Origin of the sequence: Larsenimonas rhizosphaerae, assembly GCF_023700005.1 — a bacterium.
Taxonomy (GTDB): domain Bacteria; phylum Pseudomonadota; class Gammaproteobacteria; order Pseudomonadales; family Halomonadaceae; genus Larsenimonas; species Larsenimonas rhizosphaerae.
Genome location: NZ_JAMLJK010000001.1, coordinates 1,392,676 through 1,411,291, shown reverse-complemented (window position 1 = coordinate 1,411,291; position 18,616 = coordinate 1,392,676). Strand labels below are relative to the sequence as shown.

The 18,616-nt window shown below is 57.4% G+C and carries 17 protein-coding genes; 15 read left to right on the top strand and 2 right to left on the bottom strand.

Annotation, left to right across the window (positions count from 1 at the left end):
• The first annotated feature begins 2 nt into the window (after positions 1 to 2).
• The 15 genes from NAT21_RS06380 to NAT21_RS06310 all read left to right on the top strand — a co-directional run bounded on the left by NAT21_RS06380 (position 3) and on the right by NAT21_RS06310 (position 16,696).
• Positions 3 to 1,115: a cobalt-precorrin-5B (C(1))-methyltransferase gene (locus NAT21_RS06380; protein WP_250936521.1), complete on the top strand. Its 1,113-nt coding sequence runs from the start codon at positions 3 to 5 to the stop codon at positions 1,113 to 1,115.
• Positions 1,112 to 1,879, top strand: coding sequence for a precorrin-6A/cobalt-precorrin-6A reductase (locus NAT21_RS06375; RefSeq protein WP_250936520.1), 768 nt, complete (start codon positions 1,112 to 1,114; stop codon positions 1,877 to 1,879). The genes NAT21_RS06380 and NAT21_RS06375 overlap by 4 nt, the downstream gene beginning before the upstream one ends.
• A complete protein-coding gene (locus NAT21_RS06370) occupies positions 1,876 to 2,883 on the top strand; it encodes a sirohydrochlorin chelatase (protein WP_250936519.1) in 1,008 nt (335 codons plus the stop codon). The genes NAT21_RS06375 and NAT21_RS06370 overlap by 4 nt, the downstream gene beginning before the upstream one ends.
• Positions 2,880 to 3,542, top strand: coding sequence for a precorrin-8X methylmutase (locus tag NAT21_RS06365; protein WP_250936518.1), 663 nt, complete (start codon positions 2,880 to 2,882; stop codon positions 3,540 to 3,542). Before NAT21_RS06370 ends, NAT21_RS06365 begins: the two co-directional genes overlap by 4 nt.
• Positions 3,542 to 4,813 carry a precorrin-6y C5,15-methyltransferase (decarboxylating) subunit CbiE gene (gene cbiE / locus NAT21_RS06360; protein ID WP_250936517.1) on the top strand — a complete coding sequence of 424 codons (1,272 nt, stop codon included), beginning with the start codon at positions 3,542 to 3,544 and terminating at the stop codon, positions 4,811 to 4,813. The genes NAT21_RS06365 and cbiE overlap by 1 nt, the downstream gene beginning before the upstream one ends.
• A complete protein-coding gene (gene cobI / locus NAT21_RS06355) occupies positions 4,810 to 5,526 on the top strand; it encodes a precorrin-2 C(20)-methyltransferase (protein ID WP_250936516.1) in 717 nt (238 codons plus the stop codon). The genes cbiE and cobI overlap by 4 nt, the downstream gene beginning before the upstream one ends.
• On the top strand, positions 5,523 to 6,293 hold the full coding sequence (locus tag NAT21_RS06350; RefSeq protein WP_250936515.1) for a cobalamin biosynthesis protein: 771 nt from the start codon (positions 5,523 to 5,525) through the stop codon (positions 6,291 to 6,293). Before cobI ends, NAT21_RS06350 begins: the two co-directional genes overlap by 4 nt.
• A 4-nt stretch (positions 6,294 to 6,297) precedes the next feature.
• Positions 6,298 to 7,089 (top strand): precorrin-3B C(17)-methyltransferase, encoded by a 792-nt coding sequence (gene cobJ / locus NAT21_RS06345; protein ID WP_250936514.1) that lies wholly within the window; start codon positions 6,298 to 6,300, stop codon positions 7,087 to 7,089.
• Positions 7,086 to 7,871 carry a precorrin-4 C(11)-methyltransferase gene (gene cobM / locus NAT21_RS06340; RefSeq protein WP_250936513.1) on the top strand — a complete coding sequence of 262 codons (786 nt, stop codon included), beginning with the start codon at positions 7,086 to 7,088 and terminating at the stop codon, positions 7,869 to 7,871. Before cobJ ends, cobM begins: the two co-directional genes overlap by 4 nt.
• An 18-nt stretch (positions 7,872 to 7,889) precedes the next feature.
• A complete protein-coding gene (cobW, locus tag NAT21_RS06335) occupies positions 7,890 to 8,963 on the top strand; it encodes a cobalamin biosynthesis protein CobW (protein ID WP_250936512.1) in 1,074 nt (357 codons plus the stop codon).
• Between the two features lie 157 nt (positions 8,964 to 9,120).
• Entirely contained in the window at positions 9,121 to 10,539 is a 1,419-nt protein-coding gene (gene fliD, locus NAT21_RS06330; protein WP_250936511.1) for a flagellar filament capping protein FliD, read from the top strand.
• A 14-nt stretch (positions 10,540 to 10,553) separates the two neighbouring features.
• On the top strand, positions 10,554 to 10,961 hold the full coding sequence (gene fliS, locus NAT21_RS06325) for a flagellar export chaperone FliS (RefSeq protein WP_250936510.1): 408 nt from the start codon (positions 10,554 to 10,556) through the stop codon (positions 10,959 to 10,961).
• Positions 10,958 to 11,281 carry a flagellar protein FliT gene (gene fliT / locus NAT21_RS06320; protein ID WP_250936509.1) on the top strand — a complete coding sequence of 108 codons (324 nt, stop codon included), beginning with the start codon at positions 10,958 to 10,960 and terminating at the stop codon, positions 11,279 to 11,281. Before fliS ends, fliT begins: the two co-directional genes overlap by 4 nt.
• A 103-nt stretch (positions 11,282 to 11,384) precedes the next feature.
• Positions 11,385 to 15,182 carry a cobaltochelatase subunit CobN gene (gene cobN, locus NAT21_RS06315; protein ID WP_250936508.1) on the top strand — a complete coding sequence of 1,266 codons (3,798 nt, stop codon included), beginning with the start codon at positions 11,385 to 11,387 and terminating at the stop codon, positions 15,180 to 15,182.
• Positions 15,179 to 16,696, top strand: a complete 1,518-nt coding sequence (locus NAT21_RS06310) for a cobyric acid synthase (protein WP_250936507.1) — start codon at positions 15,179 to 15,181, stop codon at positions 16,694 to 16,696. Before cobN ends, NAT21_RS06310 begins: the two co-directional genes overlap by 4 nt.
• Here NAT21_RS06310 and NAT21_RS06305 read toward each other — a convergent pair.
• On the bottom strand, positions 16,666 to 17,484 hold the full coding sequence (locus tag NAT21_RS06305) for a glycosyltransferase (protein WP_250936506.1): 819 nt from the start codon (positions 17,482 to 17,484) through the stop codon (positions 16,666 to 16,668). The genes NAT21_RS06310 and NAT21_RS06305 overlap by 31 nt on opposite strands.
• Before the next feature lie 4 nt (positions 17,485 to 17,488).
• Positions 17,489 to 18,616 carry a glycosyltransferase family 4 protein gene (locus NAT21_RS06300; RefSeq protein WP_250936505.1) on the bottom strand — a complete coding sequence of 376 codons (1,128 nt, stop codon included), beginning with the start codon at positions 18,614 to 18,616 and terminating at the stop codon, positions 17,489 to 17,491.

Sequence of the window (18,616 nt, the reverse complement as noted above, 5' to 3'; positions counted from 1 at the left end):
TCATGTGGCCGGAGAGCGATGAATCCGCCCGCCCGCTGAGAAGCGGTCTAACGACAGGGAGCTGTGCGACAGCCTGCGCCCTGGCAGCGGCGCGTTTTTTGCTTACGGGCCAGCGCACCGAGCAGTGCGACATTGACCTTCCCTCACGGCGTGGCCAGCCGGGCAAGCGGGTCAGCCTGCCGATTACGGCGCTGAGCTGCCCCCGAGCGGGCCAGGCCCGGGCGGATACCATCAAGGATGCGGGCGATGACCCGGATGTAACGCATGGCGCTACTGTATTCGCAGTGATCACCTGCAGCCCCGGACCGGGCGTTTTTTTTCATGCCGAGCGGGGCGTCGGGATTGTTCAGCGTGACGGACTGCCCGTGCCGGTCGGTGAACCGGCCATCAACCCGGTTCCGCGCCGCATGCTGGAAGAGCACCTGACGGCACTGGCCAGCGAGCTGAATTATCGCGGTGGATTTCATGTCGGCATAGGTGTCGAACAGGGCGAAACCCTGGCCTTGAAAACCATGAACCCCCGCCTGGGCATTACTGGAGGCCTGTCGATTCTGGGCACTACCGGCATTGTTCGCCCCTTTTCCTGCGCTGCCTATATTGCCTCGATTCATCAGGCCATCGATGTGGCCCACGCCAATCACCTGAGCCATATCGCGGCAACGACCGGAAACATGAGCGAGCGCTATGCCCGCACGGCGCTTGGCCTGGACGATATGGCACTGATCGAGATGGGGGATTTTGCGGGTGCCGTACTCAAGCATCTGAAACGCGTTCCCATGGCTCGCCTTTCTCTGGTAGGGGGCATTGGCAAGATCAGCAAGCTGGCTGACGGCCATCTTGACCTGCACAGTCGCGCCTCATCGATCAACTTTGAATTCATGCGGGCCTGCGCCGAGGCTGCCGGGGCCAGCGAGGCCGTTCAGCAGGCCATTCTTGCCGCCAACACTACCGGGGAAGCCCTTGCTCGTGCATCCGACATTCCTCTGGCGACGATGCTTTGCCACCGCGCCTGGCAACAGGCACACCGTCGGCTGCCGGCAGGCACCGTACTGGACGTGACCGCTGTCGACCGGCAGGGCCAGCCCCTGGGCCGCTGGCCATCGGAGGCTTCATGAAGGTACTGATACTTGGCGGTACCGGCCAGGCCCGTCGGCTGGCCGAGGCACTGAACAGACTCGGAGTTCCACTGCTTTACAGCATCGCCGGACGCCTGCCAGTGGATGACTTTCCCTTTCCGACCAGGGTCGGTGGGTTTTCAGGTCCTGAACGCACCAGCCGGCAGGGGCTGGACGCCTTATTACGCAAGCATCACATCACCGATGTACTGGATGCCACACACCCCTTTGCCGCCCGCATTTCCGAAACGGCTGCCACCGCCGCACAGGCAGCCGGGTTACCCTGCTGGCAACTGATACGCCCGTACTGGCAACCGCATCCCGACGACCAATGGCACTATCTGCCCGATATCGAGGCACTTGGACAGGCACTCGACGCCTGGCAGCGTCCGTTGATCACTCTGGGAGCCAGCGGCCTGCCCCTGGTGAACAGGGCCCTGCCCAGCCAGCAGATGGTGATACGCAGCGCCCAGACACTGCACGTACCGCCGCCACATGAGCTGGTGATCGCCCGCGGCCCGTTCAACGTCAGCGATGAACTGGCCACGTTAAGGCGCCACGGCATCGATTGTGTCGTCACCAAGGACAGTGGTGGTCATGCCACCTCGGCCAAGCTGCACGCGGCCCGCGCCCTGAAACTGCCCGTACTTTTACTGCGTCGCCCGGCCCTGCCGGTGACATCGCGCCAATTCGATCAGCCGGCTGACCTGATCAGGGCGCTGTGCGCCCGGCCGGCTCGAGCGTGTAACGAGGAGAAATCATGACTGATAAACCCGCCATCCTGTTTGTAGGACACGGCTCCCGAGATGTGGACGCCGTACAGGAATTTACCCGGCTGACCGAGCATTTCCGCGCCCGTTATCCTGACCGCCTGTGTGACTATGGCTTTCTGGAGTTTGCAAGCCCGGTGATTTATGACGGGGTCAAGAAACTGGTGGATCAGGGCGCCACCACCATTTCGGCCATTCCCGGCATGCTGATGGCCGCTGGCCACGCCAAGAATGACATTCCAAGCGAACTGAATGCCCTGCAGGCCGAGTTTGAAGGCGTAACGATCAATTACGGGGCAGAACTGGGCGTTAACGCCAATATGCTGCAGGCCGCACGTGACCGCATTGAAGACGCCGAAGCTGAATTCGGCGAAGACTACCGGCGCGAAGATACCCTGCTGATGGTGGTAGGCCGCGGCGCCTCCGACCCGGATGCCAATTCCAACATCAGCAAGATCACGCGGATGCTTGAAGAAGGCATGGGCTTTGGCTGGGCCACTACCGGCTACAGTGGCGTAACCACGCCCCTGCTGCCGGAAGCCTTCGACAAGGCCCATCGACTGGGGTACAAGCAGGTCATCGTGTTCCCCTATTTTCTGTTTACGGGACGGCTGATCAAGAAGATATACGCCTGGGCAGATGAGTATCAGCGCGCGCATCCGGACGTCAGGGTGGTCAAGGCCGGCTACCTCAATGATCATCCGCTGGTCATAGAAACCTTTGCAGACCGGCTGAATGACATCGAAAACGGCACACCCAACATGAACTGTCAGCTGTGTCAGTATCGGGTTCAGATCGTGGGCAATGAGCACAAGGTCGGAGCACCGCAGGAAGGCCACCATCACCACGTCCGCGGTGCGGGAACGGATGCCGATCACCATCACGACCACGGCCATCATCATGGGCACGGGCATCATCATGCTCATCACAGCCACGGGCATCACCATGATCATGGCCATCCCCACCATCACGACACGATTGCAAGCGACAAGTCATGACTGTATCGGACTGGCCAGCATATGAGCATGACCCCCGGGCGATCGAAGCCGAAAGCTTTCGGCGCATCCGTGAGCTGACACCGCTTGACGGGTTGACCGAGGATGACGCTCAGGTCGCTCTGCGACTGGTACATACCTGCGGCCAGCCGGACATTGTTGATGTTCTTCGCATCAGCCCGGGCGCTACCGACGCCGGGCGGGCAGCCCTTTGCGCGCAGGCAGCCGTGCTGTGTGATGTGGAAATGGTTCGCTTTGGCCTGACCCAGCGTTTTCTCGAAGCGCGCGGTATTACCCCCTCCTGCTTTCTGCGTGACCCTGCCACCATCGAGCAGGCCCGCGCACGCCAGGAAACTCGCACCATGGCCGCACTGAGCGCCTGGCGTCCGCACCTGGAGGGTGCCATCGTGCTGATCGGCAACGCCCCGACGGCGCTGTTCCGTTTGCTGGAAATGATTCGCGACGGCGCGCCGAAGCCGGCACTGATCATCGGGATGCCGGTAGGATTCGTGGGCGCCGCGGAATCAAAGGCGCTGCTATGGAATACCAGTCAGTCTCTCGGTGTTCCCTGCATGACCCTGCTGGGCCGCCAGGGCGGCAGTGCACTGACGGCTGCAGCCTTCAATACCCTGTTACGCCTTGATGTCGGAGAGCGCTACTGATGCAGCCGTTACAGGTAGTAAGCCTTGGCATTGAAAGCCCGGCCGTGCTTTCCCGTGCCGCGTACGAGGCGATAAAGCAGGCAGACCACATTGTCGGTAGCGCCCGTCAGTTCGACATGGTGACTCATCTGGACCTGCCGGCACGGCAGCACCTGCTGCCCCGTCCCCTTGATGATCTGGGCACCCTGCTAAGGAAACTGAAGGGTCAGGTAGCGCTACTGGCCTCTGGAGATGCTCTCTTTTATGGCATCGGTAATACGCTGAAAATGCGCTGGCCCGACATCACCTTCGTAAGCCACCCGAATATTTCGAGTGTTCAGGCTCTGGCACACCGGCTGCAGGAAAATCTGCACGAGCTGACCACCATCAGCCTGCACGGCCGCCCCCTGTCACGCCTTTACAACGCATTGGTACCAGGCAGGCAACTGGCCCTTCTTACTGACGGAAATACCCATCCCCTGGCCATTGCCGAATACGTGAGCGCACTGGGCTGGCAGAACGTTCGCTGCGCCGTGGGAGAACGACTGGGCTACCCCGAAGAGCGCGTCACGCAGTGGGACAGCCTGAACGCGTTGATCGCGACAGCTCCCGACTTTGATGCCCTCAACGTGGTCTGGCTTGCCCTGCCGGACAGGGCGCCTGAGGCATGGGCCCGTACAGCCCTGACCGACACTCAGTATCAGACGGATCACGCCACGCCGGGCCAAGGCATGCTGACCAAGCAGGAAGTCCGCCAGCAGGTGCTGGCCATGCTTGACCCGCACCCAACCGAGACCGGCTGGGATATTGGCGCAGGGTGTGGTGGGGTGAGTATCGAATGGGCCAGGCGATTGACCAAAGGATACGTTCATGCCATTGAACATCACCCAGAGCGGTTTGATGCCCTTGCGACCAACCAGGGTCGCTTCGGGCTTGACCGACAACTGGTACTGCACGATGCCACGGCTACAGCGTCGCTGCTGGCGACACTGCCTGACCCGACCGTGGTATTCATTGGTGGCAGTGACGGAGCCCTGGATGACCTGCTGGAACAGGTCTGGGAGCGGTTACCGGTCGGCGGACGACTGATCGCCAGTGGCGTCACGGAACCCAGCCAGGCCTGTCTGACGCGATTTGAAAGCCAACACGGCCTGGACGGTCACTGGTGTCGCATCGACATCAGCCGCGGCAGCCTGCTCGGCGGCCAGCGCCTGCTGCGCCCCCGCCTGCCGGTCACCCTGGTACGCTTCATCAAACCAGACCAGCCTACCGAGCAAGGACTCCCGACATGAGTGCAACCTTCTATGGCATTGGTGTAGGTCCAGGAGACCCGGAGCTCATGACCCTCAAGGCACACCGCGTGCTGCAGCGGGTCGATGTGGTGTGCTATATCACCAATGCCAAAGGCTATTCGCTGGCTGCAGATATTGCCCGTGACAGCCTGCCGGCCACCCGGCGCCAGCGTCATCTGACCGTACAGATCGATATGAGTCATGACCGCACCACCATCGACATCATCTATGAGCGCACCGCCGGCGAGATTCGTCGGGCGCTTGAAAACGGCCAGGATGTGGCCTTTCTATGCGAAGGTGATCCCCTTTTTTTCGGGTCATTTGCCTACCTGCTCGCCCGCCTCGCCGATGACTTTCCCTGTGAAACCATTCCAGGCATCAGCTCGCTGCACGCCGCCAGTGCCGCCACCGGCCTGCCGCTGACCATGCTGGGAGAACACCTGGCAATCATCAGCGCAAGAGACGATGACGACCGACTGCGTCAGGCACTGGATACCTTCGATACGCTGGTCATCATGAAGGGGGGGCGCAAGCGCCACACCATTACGGCAGCCATCGCCGCCGCCGGCCGCCTGAATGAAGGGTATTACCTTGAGCACCTGAGTACCCCGCGGCAGGCGCTTTACCCTGATCTTACCCGTCTGCCCGAGGGTCCAGGCCCCTATTTTTCGCTATTCGTTGTCAGCCGCCGACACAGGGGAGGCGCCCGATGACCACTCTGGTATCGTTGACCGAGGCAGGCCGTGGCCTGGCCGAGCGCATTTGCCGACACTGGCCGAACGCCGAACACTGGCACCGCCCTTCGCCGTTCGGCCATCAGATACAGACCCGTTTTATTGACAGCCGTGCCACACGGCGCCCCCTGGTGTTCATTTGCGCTACCGGCATCGTGATGCGCACACTGGCGCCAGTGCTGACCGACAAGTATCAGGATCCGCCGGTACTGGTGCTTGATGAAGCCGGCCGATTCGTGATTCCACTGCTTTCAGGCCACGAAGGTGGTGCCAATGCGCTGGGAGATGAACTGGCCACGTGTCTCGGAGCCACGCTGGTCGCGACCAGCGCTGCGCGCTACACCCGTCCCGTGTATACCCTTGGCATGGGTTGTGAGCGTCACTGCGACCAGGCCCACCTGGATGCACTAATAACCGACTGCCTGATGCAGTGTCACTTGCATCATCAGGATATCGCCGGTCTGGCCAGCATCGCGGTCAAGGCCGATGAAATCGGTTTGATCCAGTCAGCCGCGCACCATGGCTGGCCTTATCATACCTTCAGCGTGCCTGAACTGCGCGATGTCGAACACCTGCTGAGCCAGCGCTCCGACGTGGTCTTTCGTGAAGTTGGTGTCTATGGCGTCGCGGAAGCAGCGGCCCTTGTTGCAGCGACCCGACTGACCCACCGCCCGGCCGAGCTGGTGCTACCCAAACAGAAAACCCGCCGGGCGACCTGTGCCATCGCCCGCAGCTATTACGAGTAATGCCATGACTCCCCTGTATCTTGTAGGTATCGGCCCCGGCGACGCGGCCCACATCACTCCCGAAGCCCTGGATGCCATCGAGCACGCCAGCGATATCGTCGGCTATGGCCTTTACATGGATCTGCTTGGTGAGCGCATGAACGGCAAGCGCCATCACAAGCGCGATCTGGGCGAGGAAACCGAGCGTGCCCGTCTGGCGCTCGACCTTGCCAGCGCCGGTCACGTCACCGCACTGGTATCCAGTGGTGATATCGGCATCTTCGCCATGGCAACGCTGGTGTTCGAGCTGCTCGACAAGGCCAACCAGGGCGAGGAAAACGGCCGGGGATGGGAAAGGATTGATATCCGGGTCATCCCCGGCATCAGTGCCATGCAGATGGCTTCTGCCCGACTGGGCGCCGCCATGGGACACGATTTCTGTGCCATTTCACTCTCGGACCTGCTGACGCCCTGGCCAACCATCGAGCGACGCATCGAGGCTGCTGCCATGGGCGATTTCGTCATTGCCTTTTACAATCCGGTGTCAAAACGCAGGGACTGGCAGCTCAATCATGCCCGTGACGTGCTGCTCACACAGCGCTCGGCGGATACGCCGGTCATCATTGCCCGCGACCTTGGCCGAACCGATGAGGCTGTTACCGTAGTACGGCTGGCAGATCTGGATGCAGCTTATATTGACATGTTGACGCTGGTAATGGTCGGCAGCACTACGACCCGGCACATCCGCTTTGGCCGCAACGAGTGGGTCTATACCCCACGCGGCTACGAACAGAAACGCGCTGGAGCCTCTTCATGACCGTGTTCTTTATCGGTGCCGGCCCCGGCGACCCGGAGCTGATGACCGTCAAGGGGTTACGCCTGATCAAGCGCTGTCCGGTCATTCTTTACGCCGGCTCGCTGGTGCCGGTGGAAATTCTGGGTGAAGCCGCAGAGGGGGCAGATGTCATTGATACGGCCTCCATGTCACTGGACGCCATTATTGCCCGAATGAAGCAGGCGCATGCCGATGGTCAGGACGTGGCCCGTGTGCATTCAGGCGATCCATCCATTTATGGCGCTGTAGGTGAACAAATGCGTCGACTGGATGCATTGGGAATTGCGTGCGAGGTCGTCCCGGGCGTCACCTCCACCAGTGCCTCAAGTGCTGCATTGAAGCGTGAACTGACGCTATCCGGTGTGACCCAGACGGTGATCATGACCCGTTTTGCCGGCAAGACGCCGATGCCCGAAAGGGAAAATCTGGATGCACTCGCACGCCATGGCGCCACACTGGCGATTCATCTGGGCATTACCCGCATTCATCGCATCGTCGAGACCCTGATTCCCCACTATGGTGCCGAAGCGCCGGTTGCGGTCTGTTACCGCGTGGGCTGGCCTGATGAACAACACCTTGTCGGCACCCTGTCGAACATTGTTGAGCAGGTGCGTGCGGCGAAGATTACGCGTACGGCCCTGATTCTGGTCGGTGAAGTGCTCGACCCGCAGGACTTCCGCGACTCCTATTTGTACGACGCCGACCAGGCCCACATTTATCGCCCTAAATTCAGTACGCAGACCCCTCGCCGGGTCAAGCGTTGATACTCCAAGGATTCCCCCATGCATCTCAACAAGATTCCCGCCACCGTGGTAACCGGTTTTCTCGGCAGCGGCAAGACTACCCTGCTGAGCAATGTCCTGCGGCAAGCCAGTGGCAAGCGAATCGCCGTGATCGTCAATGAATTCGGCGAGATGGATGTCGATGCTGATTTGCTGAAGAACTGCCAGCTCGATCATGGTGACGCTGCCTGTGCGGCAGTCGACGATGATGATGGCATTTATGAATTGGCCAACGGCTGCATCTGCTGCACGGTAGAAGAGGAATTTCTGCCTGTCATGAAGAAGCTGGTCGCTCGGCGTGATCGAATTGACCACATCGTGATCGAAACGTCAGGGCTGGCACTACCCAAGCCGCTGGTACAAGCCTTCAACTGGCCGGAAGTCAGGCAGTTCTGCACGGTCGATGCGGTCATTACGGTCGTTGATGGCCCGGCGCTGGCCGATGGGCAGGTAGCCCATGATGAAGCACGAGTGGCCTCCCAGCGTCTGGCGGATGAAAACCTGGATCATGACCCTTCCCTGCAGGAATTACTGGACGACCAGCTCGCCTCCGCTGACCTGGTCGCCATCAGCAAGACCGATCAGATGTCAGAGGAAGATATCGACCGCGTGGAACAGATGCTGTCATCAAAGCTGGCTGATCACGTCAAGACCCTGCGCATCCGTGATGGCCAGGTAGATGCCGAGGTTCTCATGGGGCTGGGGCTCGCCAGCGAAACCCGAATCGAGGATCTATCCACCCATCACGACCATCACCATGATCATGGCCACGAGCATCACCATGCCCACGATGACTTTGACCATGTTGTTGTTCGGCTCGGCCAGGTCGATCCGGTGGCACTGGAGTCTGCCCTTGCGAAGCTGGTTGCAACGCATCGCATCTTTCGGGCCAAGGGCTTTGCCGATGTCGGCAAGCCGATGCGTCAGGTAGTCCACGCCGTGGGCCAGCGCCTGACGCAACACTTTGATCGTCGCTGGCACAGTGACGAACCTCGAGAGACCCGCCTGGTACTGATTGGCAAGGGACTTGATGCCTCGATCCTCGAGGATGCACTAAGACAGGCCGAGTGCTGAACCACCCGGCTCACTGCCTGTGAAAACAGGCAGTGAATTTTCCGAATGAAAGTCTAAAGCCGCTACACGTTATGCCGTTAACTGCACCATGGAACTTCGCTCATGTCGCGCGAAGATAATACAGCCAATCAGTTCTTCATGTGCTGCAGGGGACATCATGCCTTCAATTACATCGCTCGGCGTTGGCTCAGGGCTGGACCTGACCACCCTTCTCAAGGGACTTGAAAGGTCAGAGAGTTCTCGTCTGGAGCCCATCAAGATTCAGGAAAAAAGCTATACCAACAAGCTGGACGGCTACAACCGCCTCTCCAGTGCCCTGGAAGGTTTTCAGGGAGCTGTCGATGCGCTGGCAGACCCGGCGCTTTATGAAAGCAAGAGTATTACCACCACCAGCACCGCCTTTTCCGCTACCAGCGGCACAGATGCCCAGGAAGGCAATTACAGCATCAAGGTTCAGAACCTGGCGTCTGCGCAGTCGCTGGCCACTACAGGTCAGGCCAGCCGCACGGACACCATTGGTACTGGCGGCAACAGCACACTGACGCTGTCGATCACTGATGGCGCTGGCAATGTTTCCAGTACGACAGATATTGCGCTGGACAGCACCAACAGTTCCCTCGAAGGTATCCGGGATGCCATCAATACTGCTGATGCAGGCGTGACGGCCTCGATTATCAATGATGGCAGCGGCACGCCCTATCGGTTGGTCATGACGTCTGACAAGACAGGTGAATCCTCTCAGATCAACATGTCGGTCACCAATGACGATATCCTGAATACAGACACATCACTTCAGGATCTGCTCAATTACAACAGTGCCGATAATAGCGGTAATCTGACGGAAACCAGTGAGGCCAAAAACGCCAATCTTGAGATCAACGGCCTGGCGATTACCAGCGATACCAATACCGTTGAAGAAGCCATTCAGGGTGTGACACTTACGTTGAATTCGGTCAATGACACAGCTGAAAACATGGTGGTGGCTCAGGATGATGGCACGATACGTGAAGCGTTCGAGACGCTGGTCAGCAGCTATAACTCCATGCAGGACCTGATCGATATTCAGACCTCCTATGATGCCGAAAGCAAAAGCAGTAACGGCTCACTTTTGGGGGAATCCACGGTTCGCTCCATCCAGAACCAGATTCGGGGTGCCTTCAATACCAGTGTCAGTGGCGATAGCCTCAACTATCTCACACAGGCCGGTATATCCCTGAACAAGGACGGCAAGCTGGAAATCGACGATACTCGTTTTGACAAGGCCATGACGGATGTCTCCAGCCTTTCTACCCTGATGATCGGAGCAGATGGAGAATCCGGAGTAACGTCAGTATTGAGCACTACACTGGGTAGCATGCTGGATGAAGGAGGGGTACTTGATACGGTCACAGGCAGTATTGATAGCCGACTGGAGTCGTTGAAGGACCGCAAGGAAACCATTCAGAAAAGCATTGACTCTACCGTGGATCGTTACAGGAAGCAGTTCAATGACCTGGATTTGCTCCTGTCGAATATCAACTCCACTAGTAGCTATCTAAGTCAGCAGCTTTCAGCACTGAATACGCCTCAAAATTAAGGGAGAGTTGCAACATGCTTGCACGTACTCGAGCCAGTGCATACGCCGATATCGGCCTTGAAACCGGTGTCATGAGCGCTACGCCACATCAACTGATTGTCATGCTGTTTGATGGCGCCCAGGCGGCATTGATGAAAGCCACCTGGGCCATCGACAACAAGGATATCGCGCTCAAGGGAACATCACTGTCCAAGGCCATTCGCATTATCGAAGAAGGATTGCGCGCCAGCCTCGACAAGGAACAGGGTGGCCCATTGGCGGAGCAGCTCGACAGCCTTTACGATTACATGTCCCGAGAGCTTACAAAAGCCAATGTTCGTAATGATGCTGACGCAATCCGCAGGGTCAGCGCCCTGTTGAGCGATATCAGTGGCGCCTGGAAGGAAATAGGCCAGACCGTCGATGGCGCGGTGTACTCATGAACGACGTGGAAAAAAGCTACCAGGCGCTGGTCAGGATTACCAACAGTGTGCTGGATGCTGCTGATAATGAAGATATGGAGCGACTGGCGGCCCTTCGAACACAGCATGATGACGCCATCCAGGCAGTAAAAGCTGCCGACGAGGCGGCCGGTACAGATGCTGAATTTCCGGACAAGGCACGTGTTCTGGCGTTTCTGATCGCCAAAAACGAGCAGATCGCAGTGCTTCTGAATCAGAGCAAGGACCATCTGACCAGAGAGTCCACACGACAGCAGCAGCAGGGCAAGGCGCAGAAGGCGTACCTGTCACAAAGCATATAATTACCAGATATCGCATTGACGGCCCCCTCCGAGGGGCCGTTTCGGTATGGTATGCTCAACGTTTTGGTGGCCTTCCCCCGCGACGCTGAGAGCACTACTTCCCATGCATCTTTTTGCTGCCCAACCCGGCGGTTTTGGCGACGACGACGGCATTATCGATCTGGCTCAGGAAAGCGCCGAAATCATCATTCTGGCCGCGGCCGACAGCCTTCTTGCCGGCCTGGCCGACTGCATTGATCAATATGATCGCCCCTTGCCGAGCATTCGGCTGGCCAACTGGCTTAACCTCTCCAAACCGGCCTCATTCGATCTTTATGCTGATAATGTGCTGACTCAGGCACGGATCGTGGTCGTTTCCCTGCTGGGCGGCAAAAACTACTGGCCGTACGGTCTGGAGCAGCTCCAGTCATGGCAGCGTGCTCAACCGGAACGCCAGCTGATACTCGTACCCGGTGATGACCAGGATGATCCCGAGCTCTGGGCCGATGGATCGGTACCCATGGAAATGGCGCACACCTTATGGCGGTACTTTCGGGAAGGGGGTGCCTGGAACCTGAATCAGGCCATCGGGTATCTTTGTCATTGCCAGGATAACAGCCTGCCACTACCGCCACCGCCTCGTGCCTTGCCCCCGGCACTGATTTATCATCCCGATCACGCCATGGGAGCCACCTTCAGTGAATGGCAGCAGCACCGGGAGAAGAATCAGGCAACAGCATTACTGATTTTTTATCGAAGCCATCTGCAGGCTCTGGACACCGGGCTGTTCGATGCACTACTCGAGGAAGCTCGGCAACAGTTGCTGACTATCTTGCCGGTGGCAGTTACCTCGCTCAAGCGCGATGACTGCATGGCACTGATTACCGATCTTGCCGAGCGCGCCAACGTGCAGGTTATTATCAATACCACCGGATTTTCCCTCGCCCAGCACGGTAATGCTGCCATGTCTTCGCTGCCTCGAGAGGACCAGCGCGTCTTCAAGGCCGATATTCCTGTTATCCAGGCGATTCTTGCCAGTACCACCAAGGAAGACTGGCAAAGTCAGACCCGCGGGTTACGCAATCGGGATCTGGCAATGCAGGTCGCCCTGCCGGAAATGGATGGCCGGATCATCAGTCGTGCCATGGCCTTCAAGCACGTTGAACGTTATAGCACACGGACACAAAGCCCGGTCATTCGCTTTCGCCTTCAGCCCGATCGCGCCCGTCACGTACTGACTCTGGCCGCCCGATGGGCTGCATTATCCACACTTCCCAATGAAGACAAGCGCATCGGGCTTGTCATGGCCAACTACCCTACCCGGGAAGGGCGCATCGGCAATGGCGTAGGCCTTGATACGCCGGCATCGACTCTGGCCATCATGAAAATGCTGTCCCAGGCAGGCTACAGGACAGGCCACCTTCCTGATGACGGGGATGCGCTGATCCAGCGGCTATGCGAGGGCATCACCAATGACCTCGATACACTCGACCAGCGCCCCTGCTTTCAAAGCATGACCCTTGATGCCTATCACATGCGTTTCAAGCGCCTGCCGGCTGCGCTCCAGCAGGCCGTGAACGAGCGCTGGGGCACACCGGAACAGGACCCTAAATATCGTGCCGGCTGCCTGATGATTGCCGGCCGCCTTTTTGGCCATGTGTTTATCGGCATTCAACCGGCCAGAGGATTTGATATTGACCTTGATGCCAATTATCACGACCCGGATCTGGTGCCCCCCCATGCCTATCTGGCCTTTTATTTCTGGCTGACGGAGACCTGGGGGGCAAACGCCGTGGTTCATGTAGGCAAGCACGGCAACCTGGAGTGGCTGCCCGGCAAGGGAACGGCCCTGTCATCCGAATGCTGGCCGGAAGCCGCGTTCGCTCCCCTGCCCCATCTATACCCTTTCATCGTCAACGACCCGGGTGAAGGCGCTCAGGCCAAGCGACGAACTCAGGCCGTTATCATCGACCACCTGATGCCTCCCATGGCCAGAGCAGAGCTCTATGGCCCCCTTTCGGAACTCGAAGAGCTTGCAGATGAATATTACCAGGCGCTGGGCATGGACGACCGCCGAGCTGAACACCTGAAAAATGCTCTGCTGGACAAGGCCAGGGAATCTCACGTACTGGCAGAGTTATCACCGTCCACTGAAGAAGACGATACGCTGGCAGCACTGGATACCTGGTTGTGCGACATCAAGGAATCGCAGATTCGGCATGGCCTACACCGTCTCGGCACTCTGCCGGAGCGTGACAAGTTGATCGAGACACTGGTTGCCCTGCTCAGATTACCCAGAGGCGATGGCAATGAAGATCAGGGAATCCTGCATGCACTCGCTTCGGACCTGCTGCTTCCCCCCGACTTTGACCCATTGACAGCGACAGCCGCTCCCTGGGCAGGCCCTCGACCGCAACGGCTGAGTGACGTCAGCGGTGCGGCCTGGCGCACCGAATTCGATACTCGGGAACGGCTTGAGCAACTGGCCATTCAGGCGATCGAGGCCTGGCTTGACACTGGCGGGCTATCAGTTGAAACACCCCTGCAGGGGCCGGCAATGACCCATGTAATCCACCTGCTGGAAAAACAGCTGATGCCCGCGCTGGAGCGTAGTGCAGAAAACGAGCTTTACGCCATCAGACATGCGCTGAGTGGAAGATTCGTGCCACCAGGCCCCAGTGGAGCCCCGACGCGCGGACGGCTGGATACCCTGCCAACCGGGCGTAATTTCTTTTCGGTCGACAGCCGCGCCGTGCCCAGCAAAATGGCATGGACACTCGGCCAGCAGTCTGCCGAGCTGTTGATCGAACGACATTTGCAGGAACACGGTGACTATCCGGAACACATTGGTATCTCCGTATGGGGCACCTCGACCATGCGCACCGGCGGCGACGACATTGCCCAGGCACTGGCACTGCTGGGCGTCAAGCCCCGCTGGGCCGCAGGCTCTCAGCGCGTTACCGGTTTTGAAATCATCCCCGGGTTTCTGTTGGGAAGGCCCCGTGTAGACGTTACCCTTCGTGTCTCCGGACTGTTTCGGGATGCCTTTCCCAATCTGATGCATTTAATGGACGCGGCCATACATCAACTGGCCGAGTTTGAGGAGCCACCGGAGCTCAATACGATTCGGCGGCATGTCACGGCTCGAGAAGCGGCATTGAAGGCTACACTCCCTGCTGATCAGGCTCGGGAAACGGCACGCCATCGTGTTTTCGGTTCACGACCCGGAACCTATGGTGCCGGCCTGCAGGGACTCATCGACGAACGTTGCTGGTCGGATCGCAGCGACCTGACCGAGGCATACCTGAACTGGGGGGGCTATGCCTACGGCGAGCACGCCTTTGGAACTCCGGCACGTCAGGCACTGGCCTATCAGCTGAGCCAGTTGGACGCCGTCGTACAGAATCAGGACAACCGCGAGCACGATCTGCTTGATTCCGATGATTACTATCAATTTCAGGGCGGTATGACCAACGCCGTTACCACGCTGAAGGGGAATGCCCCGGCTGTCTATCATGGTGATCACAGCCAGCCGGCCCATCCCAGGATCCGAACGCTCAAGGAAGAGCTTGACCGGGTGCTCAGGAGCCGCGCACTCAATCCAAAATGGCACAGCGCCATGCGTGAACACGGTTACAAGGGCGCCTTTGAAATGGCTACCACGGTTGACTACCTGTTTGCCTACGATGCCACCACGATGCTGATCGCCGATTATCAGTACGAAGCGGTTACCCAGGCTCTGCTGTTTGATACTGACAATCGCCACTTTCTGGAAGCGCATAACCCACAGGCCCTTCAGGAAATGGGCGAGCGGCTGCTGGAAGCCTGCCAGCGAGGCCTTTGGCAGACCCCGGGGATCCGGGAGGAACAACTAGAACACCTACTGCTTACCCTCGATCAACGCCAGGAACAGGCTCAATGACTTCAGATGTATCGAAGACCCGCTTTCGCTCCCCCACCACGCTGATGATTCAGGGAACGACCTCTGATGCCGGTAAAAGTGCGCTGGTCACTGCATTGTGTCGGCTCTTTGCCCGTCAGGGTTACCGCATTGCGCCTTTCAAGCCGCAGAACATGGCGCTTAACAGTGCAGTAGCGATTGATGGTGGCGAAATCGGGCGGGCCCAGGCAGTACAGGCAATGGCGGCGTGCATTGCGCCAACCACCGACATGAACCCGGTCTTGCTCAAGCCCAATTCCGATACAGGTGCTCAGGTCATTGTGCATGGCCAGGCCGTTGGCAATATGAACGCAAAGCGTTATCACTACTTTAAACCCGAACTGCTTACGAAGGTCGTTGAAGCACACGACCGTCTGGTACATCAGTATGACCGGGTATTTGTTGAAGGTGCCGGAAGTGCCGGTGAGGTTAACCTGCGAGAACATGACATCGCCAACATGGGGTTTGCCGAAGCCGTGGATTGCCCGGTAATTCTCATGGCAGATATTGATCGCGGTGGGGTGTTTGCCCACCTCACCGGCACCGTTGACGTACTGTCTGCCACTGAGCAGAAACGCATTATCGGCTTTATCATCAATCGCTTCCGCGGGGATATCAGCCTGCTTGAACCAGGCCTTAAATGGCTTGAAGAACGCACCGGTAAACCGGTACTGGCCGTGCTTCCATTTCTGGAAGAATTTCATCTTGAAGCCGAGGATGGGCTATCCCGGGGTGGCAATACCGGCGACAGTACACGTGCCCTGCAGGTCGTGGTGCCTCTGGTGCCCAGGATATCGAATCATACTGACCTTGACCCGCTTCGTCGCCACCCTGAAGTGGCCGTACGTTTCTGTACTTCACCCAATGAGGCCGGAGAAGCGGATCTGATTATTCTACCCGGTAGCAAGAATACTCGCGCTGACCTTGCGTGGCTCAAAAGTCATGGATGGGAAGAACACATTGCACGTCATTTACGCTATAGAGGAAAGGTCATTGGAATCTGTGGTGGGTTTCAAATGCTGGGGCTTGCCATTGATGACCCTGATGGCGTTGAAGGTACCGCCGGCAGCAGTACAGGGCTGGGATGGCTTCCCCTGCATACGACCCTGAGCAGCAGGAAGGCACTGGCGCGAGTAAAGGGAGCATTCATCCACGACCAGACGCGATGTGAAGGGTATGAAATTCATGTTGGCCAAAGCAGGGCAACCGAGACCATCAGACGATTGATCAAATGCGACGATGGCCATGAAGACGGCATGCTATCAGCAGATAACCAGATTGCCGGCACTTATCTTCATGGCATTTTTGATACGCCCGATGCACTGAATTCATTACTTGCATGGGCAGGTCTAAGGCAGAGAGAACAATACGATTATGAAAAGGAGCGCGAAGCTCAGATTGACAGGATCAGCCATGCCCTGGAACAGGCATGGCCTTCAGCTATAAACGTATTCGAAAATATTGCTCAGGACACGCTTTTACGCAGGAACCGCTGATACACCAGCGCCAGTAACCACTCGGGTGCCAAACGAAGAGGCGCCCGTTTGGCAGCATTCAGAACACACTCACCCGTACTGATGAACCCCATTTTGCGAAACTTGTTCTGCAAGATGACATCCTGCTTGAAATAGTGCCAGCCACGCCGACGCGTAAGCATTCCATTACCTACACGTGCATCAACCAGGATGTCAGCCATGTTATCCATGACCTGACCTGCGACCAGTAGTCTTGCCCACAGATAATAATCCTCCATCCCCAGAAACGGCTGGTAGCCCCCGGCCGCATCAATGGCCGATTTCCGGAACATAACGGTCATGTGATTGACCGGGCAACGTGCCTTGGCAAATTCACGTACCTTGTCCCGACCTACCGGCAACTCACGAATCGCATGAGGCTGTTGAGGCGTCACATTGAATTCGGAGATGGCCCCACCCAGCACATCTGTATCAGGATACTGCTCAAAATAACGCACCTGCTTTTCGAATCTGTCGGGCCGACACAGATCGTCTGTATCCATACGCGCCACCAGTTCATGATGACACTGCGCCAGACCGGCATTCAGGGCAGCGCCAAGACCCACATTGGTTTGAAGTGGCACGGAGACGATGGAAATTCGTTCACGATATTCATCAATGATACGCCGAAGATCGTCACCAATCGGGCCATCTTCAACAATGACAACCTCATCGGCCTTCAGGGTTTGAGCATCAAGACTTTCAAGGCACAGTCGGAGATAATCCGGCTTTTCCTTGACATAAATGGACATTAAAACGGAAAACGGCATTGTTTCAGGCTCCTGCATACTTCTTGATGGCCTCGTCATAGACCGTCTGATAATGACCGGCCATGACGCGGGCACTTAAATGATCCCGAACAATGGAAAGTGCACACCGGGAACGATAATCGACCTGTTCTGCATCAGAAAACAGGCCCTTGTTCAGCGTCTGGACAAGAGACGCGACATTGCCGGTTTCAAAGAGCGCCACCGCGTCGTTATTAAGCTCATGAAGCTCACGATGTGCAGGTATATCAGAAAGAACTGCTGGCAAACCGCAGGCCAGGGATTCGATAACTCCCATGGGCAGCCCCTCCGTAAACGAAGCAGAAAGGTAGGCATCAGCGGCATGAAGCCATTCAATGACATTGGACTGATAACCAACAAACCTTACCTTTTCACCACCATAACGCTGTTCCAATGACTCTCTGAGTGGCCCATCACCCAGGCAGACTAAAATATTATTGCCACTGGATTCAGTAATGGCGCGAGCTGCTGTTTCAGGATCCTTGAGTTCGGTTAGATGCGCGCTGACGATATAAACTGTCGCATCTTCCGGTAACCCCTTGTCACGTCTGAACCGGGTTTTAACATCATGGGTGGAAGGCATGAAGTACGTGTCATCAACTCCATTACGTATAAATGTAAACCTGGGATCATCAAGCTTGTTCAGAAATTTCAGAATACTTCTTGAAACAGTTATACAACGCTGCTTCCTGCTGAAGATACGTAAATGTAACCATGCGAGCCCCCTTCCCTTGACCTTGCCAAAGGAGTAAGGGTAATCGCCATAGGGATAATTATGCACTGTACTGACACAAGGAATCCCGTTCAAAAAAAGCGAGTAAAAATCGCTTCTCAGATCCTGAGTATGAACAAGATCAGGCTCAACTCTTTCTACCGCACTCCTGAGGGAATTTCTTGACACGAAAAAGGATGAATATCTGGACAAGCCCAGGCAGGACATTGTCAACATGAAAGGTTCAAATTTATCCTTTATGGAATTATCACCCTCCTCTGAAAGAGAGATCATATGTAATTCATAACGCTCCGGATCAAGATTTGAAATCAGCTGAAAAAGCTGATTTATAGGCCCAGAGCGTTTCATCGTAGTAACGATGTATAGAATACGGGTTTTCAT

What these genes read in the sequence shown, in the direction of transcription:
- cobW (WP_250936512.1), top strand. Translation starts at nt 7,890, where the DNA reads ATGCATCTCAACAAGATTCCCGCCACCGTGGTAACCGGTTTTCTCGGC.
- NAT21_RS06305 (WP_250936506.1), bottom strand. Translation starts at nt 17,484, where the DNA reads ATGCCGTTTTCCGTTTTAATGTCCATTTATGTCAAGGAAAAGCCGGAT.
- fliS (WP_250936510.1), top strand. Translation starts at nt 10,554, where the DNA reads ATGCTTGCACGTACTCGAGCCAGTGCATACGCCGATATCGGCCTTGAA.
- NAT21_RS06350 (WP_250936515.1), top strand. Translation starts at nt 5,523, where the DNA reads ATGACCACTCTGGTATCGTTGACCGAGGCAGGCCGTGGCCTGGCCGAG.
- cobI (WP_250936516.1), top strand. Translation starts at nt 4,810, where the DNA reads ATGAGTGCAACCTTCTATGGCATTGGTGTAGGTCCAGGAGACCCGGAG.
- cobN (WP_250936508.1), top strand. Translation starts at nt 11,385, where the DNA reads ATGCATCTTTTTGCTGCCCAACCCGGCGGTTTTGGCGACGACGACGGC.
- NAT21_RS06370 (WP_250936519.1), top strand. Translation starts at nt 1,876, where the DNA reads ATGACTGATAAACCCGCCATCCTGTTTGTAGGACACGGCTCCCGAGAT.
- fliD (WP_250936511.1), top strand. Translation starts at nt 9,121, where the DNA reads ATGCCTTCAATTACATCGCTCGGCGTTGGCTCAGGGCTGGACCTGACC.
- NAT21_RS06375 (WP_250936520.1), top strand. Translation starts at nt 1,112, where the DNA reads ATGAAGGTACTGATACTTGGCGGTACCGGCCAGGCCCGTCGGCTGGCC.
- fliT (WP_250936509.1), top strand. Translation starts at nt 10,958, where the DNA reads ATGAACGACGTGGAAAAAAGCTACCAGGCGCTGGTCAGGATTACCAAC.
- cobJ (WP_250936514.1), top strand. Translation starts at nt 6,298, where the DNA reads ATGACTCCCCTGTATCTTGTAGGTATCGGCCCCGGCGACGCGGCCCAC.
- NAT21_RS06310 (WP_250936507.1), top strand. Translation starts at nt 15,179, where the DNA reads ATGACTTCAGATGTATCGAAGACCCGCTTTCGCTCCCCCACCACGCTG.
- NAT21_RS06365 (WP_250936518.1), top strand. Translation starts at nt 2,880, where the DNA reads ATGACTGTATCGGACTGGCCAGCATATGAGCATGACCCCCGGGCGATC.
- cobM (WP_250936513.1), top strand. Translation starts at nt 7,086, where the DNA reads ATGACCGTGTTCTTTATCGGTGCCGGCCCCGGCGACCCGGAGCTGATG.
- NAT21_RS06300 (WP_250936505.1), bottom strand. Translation starts at nt 18,616, where the DNA reads ATGAAAACCCGTATTCTATACATCGTTACTACGATGAAACGCTCTGGG.
- cbiE (WP_250936517.1), top strand. Translation starts at nt 3,542, where the DNA reads ATGCAGCCGTTACAGGTAGTAAGCCTTGGCATTGAAAGCCCGGCCGTG.
- NAT21_RS06380 (WP_250936521.1), top strand. Translation starts at nt 3, where the DNA reads ATGTGGCCGGAGAGCGATGAATCCGCCCGCCCGCTGAGAAGCGGTCTA.